Raw genomic sequence first — 16,585 nt, 5'->3', positions numbered from 1 at the left:
TCCTTACACTCAATTTTAAAAACACTCTATTCATATACTATATTAACATAATTGGGAGATTTTTATAGTCGTCTTGTTATTTTTGTTTTTCAGATAATTCATTCATTTTTTATTCTGTCATTATACCTTTCCTTCATTTATCCACTCTGTATAATCTAGCAAAGGCTATTTACTCAACATATACCGTTTACACATTGATAACATTATCCAATCCTTATACTGATTCTTCCGCAAGAAGAACCAGTTGACAAAAATATACAAATAACAATGAGTGAATGTAATAATCAACAGAAGGAAGCACAAGTGTGTTGGATTAAAATTTACAACCTAAAAAGAAAAGAAGCCCATGCTTCTTTTCTTTTTATTACATGCTAAAATACTTATTAAAGGGGGAATTCATATGGAAAATGCTCCACAAAAAACGAATCATTATTATGCAGTTATATTCACTTCAAATCTATCCAATGATACAACAGACTATAGTACCGTTGCCGGAAAAATGGAGGACCTTGCGAAACAGCAACCTGGATTTTTAGGTGTCGAAAGCGCACGTGGTAATTCGGGACTCGGAATTACCATTTCTTATTGGGAGTCACTTGAAGCAATTGAAAATTGGAAAAGGAACGCCTTACATAAAGAAGCGAAAAAAAGAGGCCGTGAGCAATGGTATGAAAACTTCCATCTGCGTATCTGCCTTGTTGAAAAAGAATATAAGTTTCATAGAGGTACATTGTAACCATGAAGAAAAAATTAGCTCTCGTTGCTATTCATGAAATATACGGTGTAAACGATCATATGCAGCACGTTATAGACCGCTTCACTTCATCTCATATAAATGTATTTTGTCCTAACCTTCTACAATCACAACATGCATTTCATTATAGTGATGAAGAAAAAGCATATCAGCATTTTATGAATCACATTGGATTTGATGATGGAAAAGAGCAAATTGAAGAACTCATTACTAGCCTTTCTAGTAGTTATACACATATAGGACTTCTCGGTTTTAGCGTTGGGGCAACAATCGCTTGGCTCTGTAGTAACAATTCAAAAATAGATTTTATTATTGGGTGTTACGGTTCCCGTATACGTGACTATGTTCATATTAAACCTACATGTGCTACCTTACTTATTTTCCCTGAACAAGAAGCTAGTTTTTCAGTATCCTCCTTAATGCAAACATTGCAGCAACAAAATAACCCTTTATTAGAAATAAATCAACTACACGGTGAACATGGATTTTTAAATCCGTACACTGAAAAATATAACGAGCACTCTACAAAGCAAGCATACAACCTAATAGATTCGTTTCTTACGCAAACAATATGATAAAGGAGTTTTACATGTCACTTACATTACTTTTACTCATATTCATAATAATTCCCTTCATTTCAGCGTTAGCTCTCATTTTTATGACGGTTAAAAAAGGAACTTTTCTAAACCGACCATACTTACAATCATTCATCGTATGTGCTCTATTTTTTGCGAATTGGATATTATATTTAACAAATTTTTATTCATTACTACCTGAGAAAGTTAGTCGATTTATATTTCTACCTATTTGGTTTTTCCTTTGCGTTTTAGGCTTTATCGTTTTCGCACGCGAATGGAAGAACAATCGTATTTTTTCCATATCTATCGGTTTCCTTTCTTTTATTAGTTTTCTATTTGGATTATTGTTGTTAGTTCTTTCGGGGATGTAAAAACAGAAAGAAGAAAAGCCAACACTCAACTTTTCTTCCTTCTATGTTTACCTTTAGATTTCACTGTTACTGATTCACAAGGTGTATAGTAAATTTGAGGTGTCGCCTTATCAACAACCATCATAAACGTAATAAAAACGATAATAAAGAAAATGAATACCGTTAATAAAATAGCGCCTATCGTTAAAAGTATCATAACACCACCCCTATATATTTCATGTTATTACACCTTTCGCTATTATATGAGCTGAATCCTTTTTAGAAAAATAAACGTAACAAAATAATCACAATCACTCCAGTTAATACTGTTCCTAATAAACTACGCGTATATATTGCGACAAGAAATGTTGGGATTGCTGCGATAAGATAATCCCACTGCACTGTCTCGTGCATAAATAATACTTGCGCTAAAAGTGCTGCTAATATCGCAATCGGTATGTAATTTAACCATCTTAAGCCCCAATCTGGGATTTGCAGTTTGCTAAATACGAGAAGAGGTAATATACGAGGCACAAGTGTAACTGCTCCTGCTGCTAATAAAAGTAATAATACGTCTAATCTCATTTCCATTTCTCAATCACCACTCCAATCGTCGCAGCTAACAGCGTTGCGATAATAACTGCTATGCTATCTGGCATAAAAATGTGTGAAACGTATGCAATAACAATAGCTACAACCGCAACAGTAAGATGAATTGCTAGTTTCGGTTTACTACTTATAAGCTGGAGAACAAATAATCCAATAAACATTGCTGGCAAGGCATAATCCATCCCGTACGTATGAGGATCTGGTATCCATTCACCAAAGAGTCCGCCAATAATTGTAGCGATAATCCAATTTAAATATGCTGTTACGTTTAATCCTAGCATCCACTTTTCACCTAAATAACCTTTTTGCGCTGCTTGCTGCACTGCAACGCCGAAAGTTTCATCTGTAATTTGCGAACCAATTATTAAGTTTTTAAATAGAGGAATTTTCGTGAAGTAGGGCGCAAGCGCAGCGCTCATTAAAAGGTGCCGTAGATTAACAAAAAATACGGTAAAAATAATTGCCGAGGCAGGAGCACCGGCAGCATACATACCTGCTAATATAAATTGAGCAGAACCTGCATAAATTAAAGTGGACATAAAAGCAATTTCAATGATGGAGAAACCAGCTGTTTTCGCAATTACACCAGCCGCTATACCAATGCTCAAATATCCAAATACAGTTGGTAAACAATCCTTTACACCTTGTTGAAATGTATCCTCGCTCTGCAATGTCATATGTGCCTGAGCTTTATTCACCTTTCTCTCCCTCCATTTCTTCCATACTACGTTTTCCTGTTAGGACATGAACTAGATTTATAATTACATCCATTTGTCGCTCCTGTTCTAAATAATTTAATTTTCGGTCTAACAATTCAAAGGACCTTTCAAAATCTTTTCGCATTCGATCCATTAATTCAGTTGCTGCTACAGGTCCATATTTCACTGGTTCAGAAGGAACTAAATGCACTGCACCTTTATCCATCAACTTGCCGAGCACCTCGTAAATCATGGAACGAGGTCCGCCTGTTTGATTACTCACTTCATAACCAGTTGCTGGGTAATGTTTTAATAAACCTATATAAGCTTTACATTCATACTGGGAGAACCCAATTTCTTTATTATTTCATCCATCAGTAATCCCTCACAATCTATATCGCTCTAATTCCATTTTCTGATAGTAGTTATTGTTATACCTACTAATATAGAAAAGAAGTCTCTCATAGTCAACTGATGATTCTGAATTTTAAAACACAAATGAAAAAGCCTTCTTTTAAAAGGCTTTTTGTACATAATGTTCCTATTATTTTAACTGCAAACAATTTGATATATTACCCTCCAAATGCTCACGTAAAGTTGAACCTGTATACTCTTCTCTAAATACACCTGCTTTCACGAATAAAGGAATCACTTCACTAAAGAATAAATCCAATGATTTAGGAGGTCCGCCTGGAATTGCAATGAATCCATCTAGTGCCCCTGCTTCAAATCTTTCCATAATTTGCTTGAAAACGTCTTGTGGTGTGCCAATAGCGACCCAATGAGCAGATCCAACAACTTCTGGTCGTTCTAGTATTTGCTCAACAGTTGGTTCATTTTTAATGATGAAATTCCGTAATAATTCGGCATGTGTTTTACTACGTACAGTTTGATTCCTACTTGGTAGCATATGTTCAGTAACCTTACTTTCTAATGGCATCCCTCTAACATCTAATCCGAGAACCATTTCGAGTAAAGCGTACCTCTTCTCTTTTGTAAGATGTTGATGAGCTTGCTTGTGCATTTCTAGTGCTTCTTCATATGAATCACCAATAAAGAAATATAAACCAGGCAATACACGTATATCATCTTGCTTTCGGCCATGCTTTTCTGCTCTTCTTCTTAAATCTTGACGAAGTTCGATTCCTGATTCTACATCTGGCATTGCGGCAAAAATCGCATCCGCAACAGAAGCAGCGAAATTCCGGCCAGGCTCTGAAGCACCCGCTTGAAATAAAGGCATTTCCCCAGAAATATGCTGAGGGATATTAAGTGGACCTTTCACCTCAAAATGCTCACCACGATGCTCAATTGGCTGTACCATCTCTCTAATTACATCTGCGTTGTCTTCTTTCAAAACTTCATAAGGATGACTCCTCCAAAGTTTTCTGACTAACTCTGTACATTCTGCCGCTTTCGCGTATCGTTCCTCAGATGGTGGCATCCCTGCCTCACCAAAGTTTTCAGCACCATCAATTGATGTGACAATGTTCCATCCTACTCGGCCGTTACTAATCCAATTTAAAGATTGTAGTTGCCTCGCTAGTATATATGGTGGATAAAATGATGTTGAAGCGGTCGTAACGACTCCAATTTTTTCTGTCGCATACGCAATAGCAGTAAAAAGTAATGTTGGATCTAAAATTACATTCCCCTTATTACGTGCAATTAAATCTGGATGTGCCACTAAATAATCCGCTTTAAAAACAAAATCTAACTTAGCCTTCTCTGCCAGTTGTGCTAACTCTACTTGTTCACCGATTCCTGAATCAAACTTATTCTCTTCTTCTTTCTTTCTAGAAATCAAACATAACCCAATGCAAAGCTGTTTTTTGGTAGACATATGTACACACCTTCCCCTTATCTTTAATTCACCTAGTTAAGCAAATACTGATACAATCCAACTTCCATTCTTTTTAAATCACATCGATATTGATAATCATTATCATTTTATGGTGTAACTGAAAGAAAAGCAACAAAAAAAGACTCCCATTAATGGGAAGTCCTTTATCTCAATATTTCATTCGCTTCTTTTTCATAAATTTTATCAAACGAAGTCATGATGCGCTGCGATGCTTGAATCATTTTTTGATTCGTCATAAGATCAGCCATTTCTTTCGTCATATCCACATTTGAATTTTCTAGCGTATGATTACGTACTGCCCCTGTTCCGTTCGGTAAATCGGCAACGTTTCCTTCTGCTAGTGTAAAACTTTTATTTTCACGTTGCACGAGGCGAGCGTTTGCTTCTGCGTCTACTGTTTTCGTTTGCAAGCGGGCAATATTATTTTGTGTTACTTCATCGTACAATGTACCATCTGCTTGTACAGCCACCTTTGCTCCTTCTGGAATACGAATACGTTCATTATTCTCACCCAATACAAAAGCACCTGAAGATGTTTGTAAATAACGATCACTATTTACTGTGAAACTACCGTCTCTCGTTAAAAGTGTTTCATCATTTTTAGATGTAACGAAAAATGATGATATGCCAGCCACACCGTCGTCTAAAAAGAAATCTGTAGCACTATTTGTAATTTGTACATTTCCTTGCGCTAAATTCACATGTGTCGCAGCTGGTACGACAGCGTAATCGGCCGAACCGATATTTGTCGCCAATCCATCTCCGCGGCGATATGCGTCTTGCACATCAAATACTTTAGAAGTCATGTTTTCTGCTTTAAATCCTGTCGTTTGGGCATTTGCGACGTTATTAGAGTGTACATTTAAACGCTGCATGTAATTCATCATACCCATAGAACCTATATAAAGACCATTCATACTCGTTTGAATAAGGCAGGCGCCTTATTCTTCACCTCTCTTCTTACGATGTTTGTAACATTTGTTTTGCTAAATGTTCAGCTGTAGCGATATGTATATGTTGCTTCACGTCTTGTCCATCTGTCATTAATACAATTGGAGCTGATGATACAGCTGGAATTTTCAACAATTCACCACTGCTCGCTGTTTCATCAAATTTCGTAAACACGATACCATCAATATGAATATCTTTAAAGTTCGTAATGATTTCAATCATGTCTTTACTTTTCATAGAAGCTGATAATGTTAAGCAAATATAATCTGGCTCTACTTGTCCCATCGTTTCAATCATTTCTTCAACCGTTTCTGACGTACGATAATTCTTCCCGGCTGTATCTATTAATATATAATCGACGCGTGCTTCTTCTTTAAAATAAGTGAGCGCCCTTGTCATTGCTGCTTCATCTCGCACAGCGATTACTTCTGACCCAATTGTTTTTACGTAATCTTGTAATTGCTGCACTGTTCCAATGCGAGAGTGGTCTGTCGTAATAAAACCAACTGTTTTTCTCTTAGCGTGAAACTGCCATGCCATTTTCGCAAGTGTCGTCGTTTTTCCAACGCCAATTGGACCGATTAATGCAATCGTTTGTACTTCTTTTTCAAATACGTTTTCAGTATTGAAATGAGATCTCATATCTTCCAATATGTATCCGATGACTTCCTCTTCTGTAATCATCGTTGCATTCTCAAACTTCACTTTTAACTTTTCAGCATATGCATGAATGAAATATTGTTCCACATCGTTTTGTTCTAACATCCGAATTACTTTTTGAATAATAAAGGGCACAGATTCCTGCTTTTCTTTTTTAACAACTACCTCTTCTTTCTTGACAGGAATAGCTGGTTTCACAGCAGGCCGTTTTTTCGTTGCTTTCGCCTCTTCCGTACGTTTCACAACGACAATCCCTTTTTCAAACAGTTGTAATAGTTTCTCTTTTTTTCTTGCCCATTCTTCACTATTTCCTGTTTGCATCGCTGCGTACGGCATAGAAGTCGTTACGTTTTCTAAATTGTGCAATACCGATTGAATTCCATTTGCCTTCACAATTTCTTCTGAAGGTTCATTTACAACATCCATTAATTGGTCATGAAACTGAGCTATGCCTTCGTTACTTTCTTCCTGTTTATCTTCAGGAAAAGCGACTAACATTTCATAATTCTTCTTCCAGAAAAACGGGATGTTTCGTTTTACACTTTCATCGACAACGTAGTAATAATCTGTACCATATTGGTCAAATAACTTTCGATACAATTCATTTTTCGAAGCTGCTTTTATTCGCATTAACGCTTCTTTTTTTTCTGTACTTTCCATTACTTCACCCCCTACTATTCAATATAAGCAATTTGATCTACAACAATTTCTGGTGCTAATTCACTAATACATAATACTTTAGCTTCTATTTGATAACGTTCAAGAAGTCTCACAATCGCAAATCTGAAATCTTTTCTGCGTGTTAATAATACTGGCTCTCTTCCCATTAAACGAGCTTGTTTAAAAACGCGCTGTACTTGCTCTACTACTCGCGTTTCTAAATCTAAATCCCAGTTTAATAAATAACCTTGGTATGAATTATTAACAACATCCGCATCTAACTCGATTGAATCAGCGAAAAGCGCTGCATAAATTTTTCCATCCGGATTTTTCGCACTCTCACAAATAACTTTTGAAATACATTCACGAACAAACGCCGTTACACCATCAACATGGTTTTGATAAATTTCTTTCCCGTCAATAATACCTTCAATAATCGTTGGTAAATCACGGATTGAAATTCCTTCTTTCAGCAGTTGTTTAATAACATTTTGAACAAGTGATAAATCGATTTCTTTCTTCTTAATTTCTTCTAATAAAACGCCATTATCAGTTTCCAGCGATTGAATTAAATCTTTCACATGTTGACGCTGAATTAACTCATGAAGGTTACGTCTAACGACAACATCTAAATGTGTAATTAATATGCTAAGCGGCTCTAACACTTGATAGCCTTTCATTTGTGCATCTTGTACCATATGCTCCAAAATCCAATATCCATCTTCGCCGAAAATTGGATCTTTCGCTGGCTCTGCATCTAAATCAGCCATTACGTTCGGTGTTTTCAGTGCTAATAAATAACCTGATTTTAAAACACCTTCAGCCGCCTTCGCACCTTTAATACGAATAATGTAACGTCCGCGTGGTCTAAAGCTCGTATTATCTTTAAAGTTAATTCCAGGAACGTTAATACCAAGGTCGGTAATAATCGACTTCCTCATAAGAACAACTTTATCACGGGCTGTTTCCCCGTTTATCTTCTGCTTTACAAGTGCCGCTAAATCTAAACCGAGCTCTACAATAATTGGATATTTATCTGTAAAGACGCCGAATGAATCTTCCACTTGTTGCAGTTGCTCTTCATCGCCTTGAATCATTTCTAATTCTTTTTGAAGCTCGTCTTCTTTTTCTTTCTTTATTCGCTTTTTATTACGAACTCCTAAGAAAACAATCGTGCCTCCAACGAGAGCAAATGGTAGAAATGGTAACGGTGTAAAAACACCCATTGCGATAAATAAACCACCAAGCGCATATACAACAACTTCATGCGCTAATAACTCTTTAAAGATTCCTTCAGTTACTGTATCAGATGAACCGTCAAATACTCGCGTTACGATAATACCTGTTGAAATCGCAAGCATTAACGAACCGATTTGGTTTACAATTCCGTCACCGACAGTTAACTGTGTATAGTGAATAGCCGCATCTGCAAAGCTCATTCCTTGCTGCATCATACCAACAATTAAACCGAAAATAATGTTTACAAATAAAATGACAATCCCGAAAATAACGTCCCCTTTAATGAACTTTCCGGCACCATCCATCGCTCCGTAAAACTCTGTCTCCATATTTAATTTTTTTCGTTTTACCTGTGCATCTTTTTCTGTAATAAGACGCTGATTCAAGTCAGCATCGATAGACATTTGTTTCCCTGGTAAAGAATCAAGTGTAAAACGAGCTGCTACTTCAGCTGTACGAGACGCACCGTTTGCAACGATAAACTGGAATATGATTAAAACTATAAAAATAACGATACCAATTAATAAGTTCCCGCCAATTACGAACTGACCGAACTCTTCAATAACATGACCCGCATTTCCGTCTGTTAAAATCGCTCGCGTCGTCGAAACGTTAATCGATACGCGGAAAATCCCGATTAATAACAACATCGTCGGAAATGACTTTAATTCATCCCACTCGTTAATACTTGTAGCTCGCATATAAATAAGCACTGACATACTTAGTAGAAAAACGATAACGATATCAAGTATAAATGGTGGAAGTGGAATTAAGAGCGCCACAACGAATGACGCTGCTAAAAAGATAGAAAAATAGGTTCTTGCAGAATCCATCTTAAACAAAGAGATACCCTCCAAACGCGCTATTATACTTCAAGTTCGTTCGTTTGAATTAAATAGCGCATAACTTCAATTACAGCTACGTATAAATCTTCTGGAATCGTCTCGTCTTCCTCAACTTGGTAATATAAAGAACGAGCAAGCGGACGGTTTTCCACCATTGGTATTTCTTGTTCACGGGCAAGCGTTCGTATATATAATGCGAGCTCATCTTCCCCTTTTGCAACGACAATAGGCGCCGCATCAACTTGTTTATTGTAACGAAGTACCACTGAAATATGCGTCGGGTTGTTCACAATAAACGTTGCACCATCCATCTTCTTCGCAATTGTCCCTTGCAAGATGGCATGCATAAAGTTTTTTCGTTTCCCCTTTACTTGCGGGTCCCCTTCATTATCTTTATGCTCTTGTTTCACTTCTTCTTTTTTCATTTTAATATCTTGTTCGTACTCCCATTTTTGATAAATGAAATCAATAATAGAAAGAACGATTAAAATAATTAAAATGGCTAGAAAGATAAATTTAATTTGGCTAATAATTTCAGTAAGTGACGCTGTCCAGTTAAATCCAATCATACTAACAATCTTCTCTAAATTCTTTTTAAAGAGAACGTACGAAACATAACCGATTAATCCCATATAAAACAGTGATTTCAAAATATCTACTAAACTTTTACGGCTAAACAATCTCGTAAAATAATTTTTCGGATTAATACGTGACGCTTTCGGCTTAATTACTTTAGAAGAAAATAAGAAACCGACTTGAATCATATAATTGAACAAATGAAAAGCGTATACGAGTATTAATATAGGAGCCGATACTTTCAGAAGTAATATCCCCATTAAATAAAAATACTCGGTCGAATCTGTATTTTTTCCAATTTGATCAAACAGCACCGCTACGGAATGTGCAATCTCATAGCCGAGCCAATCTCCGAAAAAGTAAACGACAACTGCTAATACGAGAATGGAAAATAAATTATTTAAATCTTTACTCCGGGCGATATTCCCTTCTTCACGCGATTTTTTACGCTTCTGCGGGGTGGCCTTTTCTGTTTTATTATCCTTTGCCATGCGCGTCCCCCTACTTCGTTAAGAAAAAGTTAAATAGTTTCGTATACTCTTCTAGTAATACGTCTGTCATATTTTTAAACACATAACCGAGCATCGGTACGCTCATCGCGATAAACAAAATACCACACGTAATTTTAATCACGTACGCATTCATAAAAACGTTTAATTGCGGTGCGTTTTTTGCGATTAAAATAAGAACGAAGTTAATGATGAATAAACTGCCCATAAGCGGCAACGCAATTTCGACCGCTGATGTAATCGCAAATAATAACGTTGCAAGTAGACTATCTAAAAAACTAGTCGTCAACAATTTTGAAATCGCCTCTGTATATTGAAACGACTTTAAAATCGTGGCAACGAAATAGTTAATGCCGCCCAGTGAAATAAAAATAATAAGAAAAAATATATCAAAAATTGTTGATAGCAAAGTGGACTGTGACCCTGCATTTACATCAAATAAACTCGCCTGTGATAAACCGATATCAAAGTCTAAAATATGCCCTGCCATTTTCGGAATGTTCCACAGCATCTCTACAATTTTTGAAAGTGATAATCCAATTACAATTTGCGTTCCTGCATAAGCTGCTACATCCCAAACTGTCTTTATGTGAGAGACATCCACTTGATCTGCCACTGTAATCGAAAGAGCGAGTCCAAATGTAACCTTTGCCATCGCCGGAATTGATCGGCCTGAGAAAAACGGTAGAAAATATAAAAATGAAGTAATGCGACAAAACGCAAAAAACGTCGCCGCCCATAATTCCATATTCATTTCAGTTCACCTATCTTAGTACGAACGCAATAGCGATGGGATTTTATCAAATAAATCTAAAATAAGCATCGTTAACTCTTGAAACATCCACGGACCTAAAATGATAATAACGAGCACAATACTCGCCATTTTCGGTAAAAACGTCAGCGTTTGCTCTTGAATTTGCATCATCGCCATAATAACCGCGATAATAATAACGACAATCATACTTACAACGGCAATCGGCATTAAAATCATAACCCCTTTATAAAAAAAGGTTTGGAAAATATCTATAATTGGTGATGTATTCATTTATATGACTCCTATCACATAGCATCAAACGCTTCAGGCGACCGTCTTAAACATAATATCGACGATTTTTGTATATCCACCTAAATATACGAAAACGAGTATTTTAAATGGTAAACTTAAAATCATCGGCGGTACCATCATCATCCCAAGGTACATTAAAAGTGTACTAATAATTAAATCAATAAAGACAAACGCTAAATAAATGAACATCCCTGTAAGTAAACCTTTTTGAATTTGCGTTAACGTAAAGGATGGCACAAGCGTAAACAATGAAAGATCCTTTAAATCTTTCGGCAACTCTTCTCCGCGCACTTTCAGCATCATTTTCAAATCATGCTTATACGTATGCTTCGACATATAATCTTTCATAATCGGAGCTGTCGTCTCCGCAGCTTGACTTACTGTTATTTTTTCTTTCGTCATCGGGTCCCACACATCACTCTTTAATTGACCAAGCACTGGCTGCATTGTAAACAGCGATAAAAATAATGCGAGTCCAACAAGCACTTGGTTTGGTGGTAAATTCATAACCCCAAGTCCTTGACGAGTAATCCCAAGAACAATCATGAAATACGTAAAATGCGTAAATAAAAGAACGATAGAAGAAGATAATGATAGCAGGGTAACGAGTGCGAATAGTTGTACACTTGAATTACTCGTAAACTCTTTTCCATTTTCGAAATTAATAAAGCCGTTCGGGGCTGCATACGCTGGATTTACAAAAACAAATGAAAAAATAATAGAAAATGCGAAAATAACGGCAAATAACGATAACTGTTTCTTTATTCTCATGATGGATCCTCTACTTTTTTCGTTTCACTCTTCACCGCGTCTTCTAGCGCTTGTTGAAACTGATTTCCTGTCCCTGTTAACTGCACAGATTGTACACCGTTATTACTAATAACAGTGAACACTTGCTTTCCGTCCACTTCAAACAAAAAGGCGCTCGTTTGATGATTTAAATACACGCCGTCTTTCACTTGAATGTGTCCGTTTTCACCTTGCTTAAAAAACTGCTGTTTGCGCGTCTTTTTCGTCATATAATATGCACCATAGCCGAGCGCACCAAACAGTAAAACGACTTGAAATAAGGTCGTCATATACGACATATGACTCCTCCTCTACTCTTTATCCTGCATTTGATTTTGTGCCTTCATAAGCGCTGTATGTTTCTTATCAGCTTCAATTTCAGAAATAATAATACCGAACTTCTCATCCATTACTATCGCTTCACCAATACCGACTTTCATATCACTTAAATATACATCTACTTTATGTCCTAAATTTTTCTCTACTTCAAGAACGTCGCCAACTTTTAATTGCTTCACATCACCAAGCATAATAGATGACTTCCCAAGCTTTACTCCAAGTTCAATTGAAATATCTGAAACGGTATCAATATGTGCCTTCCCCGCTTCATTTCGCTTCCCGGCAAATTCTTCTAATCCCATTAATGACACAGGAGATACTTCATGCTTCATATGGATCCTCCTACTCTATAAAACTTTTAAATAGGAGCGCCTTACGCGTTCCATCTTTCCCGATAAAACAATTAAATTTATGTTTTCCATCTACATAACCACGTAGTTGGTCTGTTACTTTCGTATGAAGCGGAATAATATCGCCTACTTCAATTTGCTCAATCTCGCCCATTGTCATTTTTTGCTCACCAATCGCAACGTGAACAGGCTTGTACACTTGATTTACTTTCACTTCTACTTCAGACGTATACTTTTTACGCTTATCTGAAGAATGTTCGACAATATTTTCAGACGTCAACTTATCCATAATTTCTTCAACAGATAAGAACGGAATACCGATACGAACTGTCGTATTCCAAAAATCTGTTTTCATATTTACGTTTAATAGTGAAATAATATCGCTCGCTGTCGTAATCTTCAGCGCATTCGGATCTGTCTCCGTCGTTACAAATTTCGGTTCAATCGCAATAACGCTTTCAAATGATTGTTGTAAATTTTTACAAAGAAGAGCAAATATATTATCAAGCGTTAAAAACTCAAACGCCGTTAGCGGTCTACGCATCATAAAGTTACGCTTACTATCTCCGCCAAGCCAGCATTCATGAATATAAATAACGAACGCTAAATCAATTTCAATTACGATTTCTCCAAGCTCTGGAAGGCCCAGATCAATAACGCAATATAAATAGTAATCTTTCGGCATTTTCTCCACATACTCACTCGTAAACGGAACTTGCTCAACGGTCGAAGGCTCTAGTTCAATCGGAATACGCATACGCGCTGACAACGCCTGTGACGTTTGTTTTCCAAAAGTCGACGCAATCGCTTGCAAACTACGTAAATGCTCAACACCGAACTTCTCTGGTCTATTAAAATCATACTCTTGAAATTTATCTTGCTTCCCTGCTTCTTGTGCGAAAGCTGGCATTTCCTCGCCTTCATTTACCGCCTTCAGCAGGGCATCAATTTGCTCTTGGCTTAATTTATCGCCACTCATGAAAATCCCCTTCCCTACCCTTTCAATTCAACGATTTCAACGTACATTTTCCCATTCTTCGTCAAAATCTTTCCGGTTCCAATCTCTTCATTCTCAAGCATAAGACGCACCGTATTTTTCGTTGAATTTTCAAGACGATACAATGTACCTTTCGTAATATGAAGCAGATCTTCAATTTTCTTTTTTGTATTTCCGATTTCAAAATAAATTGTTAACGGAATATCATCTTGTAATTTCAATCTAGCCAACTCCCATATCATGTTCACGAAAATTCCATATTCTCTTTATATATAAATGAAATTTCTTATTTCGAAACGTCGATATTTAATATTTTTTTAATATATCCTTGCGTTTCTTTAAATGGTGGTACGCCTCCGTACTTTCTTACATTACCAGGACCAGCATTATAAGAAGCAAGCGCTAATACGAGATCACCGTTATTTTTCTTTAAATAACCGCTTAACTCTTTCACACCACCCTCAATACTTTCAGCTGGTGAAAATGGATTTTTTACACCCATCTCTTTCACATTCGCTGGCATAAGCTGCATAAGCCCCATCGCCCCTGCATGTGACACCGTTTTCGGATTAAAATTAGACTCTACTTCAATCATTTTTTGAATTAACGTTTTCGGAATTCCATATGTACGACTAGCGCGATCAATAATATCCTCATACTTACCTTCATTTGAAGAACGTATTTTCTGAATATTATACTTATTCGTTAATCCCCACGTATCAGCAGTCTCATTTTTCGTTTCTGGGAAACGTCGCTCAAACTCTTTTTGCGCGACTTGCACTTCATCCACTTTCTTCGTTTCAGCTTTCTCCGTCTCCTCAAGCTTACTCGTTTCCTCTACTTTTATAGGCTCTACCAGTTTATTAACAACCGTTTCTATTTTCGTAGATTGTACCGGCTGACTCATATCTTCTACTTTTGCCGTTTGCGGAGTAACCTTCGTCTCCTTCGCAGGTTCACTCTGCAATTGATCTTGAAAACGACTACTAACGAACGCCTGCGGACTACTTAACTTTTGCTGAATTTGTCCTTTTTTATATGCAAGAATTTCTTTTACTATATTTCCAACTACCATAATATCACCTTTTCGATAAACAAAGATAATCTAATATTAGAGTTTTTTAAAAAAGTTTGCAATAATCCTTTGCAATAAAAAAATGACTACATTGTTAAACTGTTATTTTTTTATATTTATTAATTCAAATTTTAAGTTGACACCCGTTATAGCAAGGATTACAATAAATTCGAAATTGTTTTTTTTGTATATTACCGTTTTGTAATTAACAGAAAAGTCAATATAAAAAAATGGGGGTTCTTATTATGAGAATTAATACAAACATTAATAGCATGCGTACGCAAGAATACATGCGTCAAAACCAAGCTAAAATGAGTAACGCTATGGACCGTTTATCAAGCGGTAAACGTATCAACAACGCTTCTGACGATGCAGCAGGTCTTGCAATCGCAACTCGTATGCGTGCTCGTGAAAACGGTTTAGGAGTAGCAGCTAACAACACACAAGACGGTATGTCTTTAATCCGTACAGCTGACTCAGCAATGAACTCAGTATCTAATATTTTACTTCGTATGCGTGACATTTCCAACCAATCTGCGAATGGTACAAATACAAAAGAAAACCAAGATGCACTAAACAAAGAGTTTGGTGCATTAAAAGATCAAATTGATTACATCTCTAAAAACACTGAATTCAACGATCAAAAATTACTAGATGGCTCTAAAGATTCTATCGCAATTCAAACTTTAGACAATGCTGATACTAGCAAACAAATTAATATTAATTTATCAAATGTATCTACTGAAACATTAAAACTTGATAAATTATCAATTAGTGGTACTGGAACACAAACTATTAAAATTACAGATGCAGACCTAACAAATGCCGCTGAAGATATTAAAGCTTTAAAAGCTGCTCAAAAAAAATTAGCTGAATTACCTGATGGTACTGGGAAAGAAGCAGACGGTACTACTGTTATTCCTAAAGCTAAAGATGAAGACATTCAAGCAGCTGTTGATAACTTCAAGCAAGCTTTCGATAAAGTTAAAGGCTTAATGAGCGATGAAAACATCGGAAAAATCGAGGCAAAATTCACAGCATACAATAGTGCTAAGGACCTTGATACAGCCCAAAACATTGGCAAAGAACTTAATCCTACTACTATGATTGCAGCTGGTGACATTCAAAAAACAGGTCCAAACGCTTCAGCTGCAATTAAATCAATTGACTCCGCTCTTGAAACAATTGCATCTAACCGTGCAACTCTAGGTGCTACATTAAACCGTCTAGACTTTAACGTAAACAACCTTAAGAGCCAAGCATCAAGTATGGCTTCAGCTGCTTCTCAAATCGAAGACGCTGACATGGCGAAAGAAATGTCTGAAATGACTAAGTTCAAGATCTTGAACGAAGCTGGTATCAGCATGCTTTCTCAAGCAAACCAAACTCCACAAATGGTTTCTAAATTATTACAATAAGCCATTTGAGTTAGCTTCATGAACAAACCTCTCTGCTTGCGGAGAGGTTTGTTTTTTCTGTATAGATAGATTAAAAGCTTTCTTTTTAGCTTAAAGAGAAGCTCTGGCCATACTTAGAAGCGGTCAGGGCTTATTTTTTCCTCGTCCCATTTATTAAAACAAAAAGATAAAGTGAGCATAGGACCTTTTTTCTCTTCATAGCCGTTTATTAGCTCTAGAACACCGACTATATAAATCTATATGAAGTGTCTATTATGC

At 36.5% G+C, this 16,585-nt stretch carries 20 protein-coding genes and 1 pseudogene; 4 read left to right on the top strand and 17 right to left on the bottom strand.

Annotation, left to right across the window (positions count from 1 at the left end; all coding sequences use genetic code 11):
* Positions 1–400 precede the first annotated feature (400 nt).
* Genes EXW56_RS08550 through EXW56_RS08540 form a run of 3 tightly spaced genes read left to right on the top strand, consistent with a single transcriptional unit; the run spans position 401 to position 1,703 of the window.
* Positions 401–736 (top strand): antibiotic biosynthesis monooxygenase family protein, encoded by a 336-nt coding sequence (locus EXW56_RS08550; protein ID WP_002201010.1) that lies wholly within the window; start codon positions 401–403, stop codon positions 734–736.
* A 2-nt stretch (positions 737–738) separates the two neighbouring features.
* Positions 739–1,329, top strand: coding sequence for a dienelactone hydrolase family protein (locus EXW56_RS08545; protein WP_002201011.1), 591 nt, complete (start codon positions 739–741; stop codon positions 1,327–1,329).
* 14 nt (positions 1,330–1,343) lie between these two features.
* Positions 1,344–1,703 carry a hypothetical protein gene (locus EXW56_RS08540; RefSeq protein ID WP_002201012.1) on the top strand — a complete coding sequence of 120 codons (360 nt, stop codon included), beginning with the start codon at positions 1,344–1,346 and terminating at the stop codon, positions 1,701–1,703.
* Positions 1,704–1,728: 25 nt separating this feature from the next.
* Here the strand turns inward: EXW56_RS08540 and EXW56_RS08535 are convergent, their stop codons facing one another.
* From EXW56_RS08535 to EXW56_RS08455, 17 genes and pseudogenes are all read right to left on the bottom strand, one after another.
* The gene (locus EXW56_RS08535) at positions 1,729–1,899 is read right to left on the bottom strand and encodes a DUF3951 domain-containing protein (RefSeq protein ID WP_002201013.1); all 171 of its coding nucleotides are present in this window, start codon (positions 1,897–1,899) and stop codon (positions 1,729–1,731) included.
* 62 nt (positions 1,900–1,961) lie between these two features.
* Positions 1,962–2,273 (bottom strand): AzlD domain-containing protein, encoded by a 312-nt coding sequence (locus tag EXW56_RS08530; protein WP_033716746.1) that lies wholly within the window; start codon positions 2,271–2,273, stop codon positions 1,962–1,964.
* Positions 2,264–2,968 carry an AzlC family ABC transporter permease gene (locus EXW56_RS08525; RefSeq protein ID WP_427224258.1) on the bottom strand — a complete coding sequence of 235 codons (705 nt, stop codon included), beginning with the start codon at positions 2,966–2,968 and terminating at the stop codon, positions 2,264–2,266. The genes EXW56_RS08530 and EXW56_RS08525 overlap by 10 nt, the downstream gene beginning before the upstream one ends.
* A gap of 34 nt (positions 2,969–3,002) precedes the next feature.
* Positions 3,003–3,344: pseudogene (locus EXW56_RS08520) on the bottom strand (TrmB family transcriptional regulator); the annotation flags it as partial.
* Positions 3,345–3,533: 189 nt separating this feature from the next.
* Positions 3,534–4,832, bottom strand: coding sequence for an NtaA/DmoA family FMN-dependent monooxygenase (locus tag EXW56_RS08515; protein ID WP_215597362.1), 1,299 nt, complete (start codon positions 4,830–4,832; stop codon positions 3,534–3,536).
* Positions 4,833–4,996: 164 nt separating this feature from the next.
* Positions 4,997–5,770, bottom strand: coding sequence for a flagellar basal-body rod protein FlgG (locus EXW56_RS08510; RefSeq protein ID WP_215597361.1), 774 nt, complete (start codon positions 5,768–5,770; stop codon positions 4,997–4,999).
* A gap of 43 nt (positions 5,771–5,813) precedes the next feature.
* Positions 5,814–7,124 (bottom strand): flagellar biosynthesis GTPase FlhF, encoded by a 1,311-nt coding sequence (gene flhF / locus EXW56_RS08505; protein ID WP_215597360.1) that lies wholly within the window; start codon positions 7,122–7,124, stop codon positions 5,814–5,816.
* Between the two features lie 14 nt (positions 7,125–7,138).
* Positions 7,139–9,205 (bottom strand): flagellar biosynthesis protein FlhA, encoded by a 2,067-nt coding sequence (gene flhA / locus EXW56_RS08500; protein WP_002201019.1) that lies wholly within the window; start codon positions 9,203–9,205, stop codon positions 7,139–7,141.
* A 23-nt stretch (positions 9,206–9,228) separates the two neighbouring features.
* On the bottom strand, positions 9,229–10,275 hold the full coding sequence (gene flhB, locus EXW56_RS08495) for a flagellar type III secretion system protein FlhB (RefSeq protein ID WP_002201020.1): 1,047 nt from the start codon (positions 10,273–10,275) through the stop codon (positions 9,229–9,231).
* Positions 10,276–10,285: 10 nt separating this feature from the next.
* Positions 10,286–11,047, bottom strand: coding sequence for a flagellar biosynthetic protein FliR (locus tag EXW56_RS08490; RefSeq protein ID WP_001055697.1), 762 nt, complete (start codon positions 11,045–11,047; stop codon positions 10,286–10,288).
* 15 nt (positions 11,048–11,062) lie between these two features.
* Entirely contained in the window at positions 11,063–11,338 is a 276-nt protein-coding gene (locus EXW56_RS08485; RefSeq protein ID WP_002011993.1) for a flagellar biosynthetic protein FliQ, read from the bottom strand.
* Positions 11,339–11,371: 33 nt separating this feature from the next.
* Positions 11,372–12,130: a flagellar type III secretion system pore protein FliP gene (locus tag EXW56_RS08480; RefSeq protein WP_002126633.1), complete on the bottom strand. Its 759-nt coding sequence runs from the start codon at positions 12,128–12,130 to the stop codon at positions 11,372–11,374.
* Positions 12,127–12,447, bottom strand: coding sequence for a hypothetical protein (locus tag EXW56_RS08475; RefSeq protein WP_000121176.1), 321 nt, complete (start codon positions 12,445–12,447; stop codon positions 12,127–12,129). Before EXW56_RS08475 ends, EXW56_RS08480 begins: the two co-directional genes overlap by 4 nt.
* Before the next feature lie 12 nt (positions 12,448–12,459).
* The gene (locus tag EXW56_RS08470) at positions 12,460–12,819 is read right to left on the bottom strand and encodes a flagellar motor switch protein FliN (protein ID WP_002201021.1); all 360 of its coding nucleotides are present in this window, start codon (positions 12,817–12,819) and stop codon (positions 12,460–12,462) included.
* A gap of 10 nt (positions 12,820–12,829) precedes the next feature.
* Positions 12,830–13,816 carry a flagellar motor switch protein FliM gene (fliM, locus tag EXW56_RS08465; protein ID WP_002201022.1) on the bottom strand — a complete coding sequence of 329 codons (987 nt, stop codon included), beginning with the start codon at positions 13,814–13,816 and terminating at the stop codon, positions 12,830–12,832.
* 14 nt (positions 13,817–13,830) lie between these two features.
* Positions 13,831–14,055: a flagellar motor switch protein FliN gene (locus EXW56_RS08460; RefSeq protein WP_002202518.1), complete on the bottom strand. Its 225-nt coding sequence runs from the start codon at positions 14,053–14,055 to the stop codon at positions 13,831–13,833.
* A 65-nt stretch (positions 14,056–14,120) separates the two neighbouring features.
* On the bottom strand, positions 14,121–14,909 hold the full coding sequence (locus tag EXW56_RS08455; protein WP_215597359.1) for a lytic transglycosylase domain-containing protein: 789 nt from the start codon (positions 14,907–14,909) through the stop codon (positions 14,121–14,123).
* Positions 14,910–15,154: 245 nt separating this feature from the next.
* Between EXW56_RS08455 and EXW56_RS08450 the strand changes: the two genes are divergently transcribed.
* Positions 15,155–16,327, top strand: a complete 1,173-nt coding sequence (locus tag EXW56_RS08450) for a flagellin N-terminal helical domain-containing protein (RefSeq protein WP_002201025.1) — start codon at positions 15,155–15,157, stop codon at positions 16,325–16,327.
* The last annotated feature ends 258 nt before the right edge of the window (positions 16,328–16,585 follow it).

Source organism: Bacillus mycoides (assembly GCF_018742245.1).
Lineage (GTDB): Bacteria > Bacillota > Bacilli > Bacillales > Bacillaceae_G > Bacillus_A > Bacillus_A cereus_U.
This window is presented reverse-complemented; position numbering and strand designations above follow the sequence as displayed.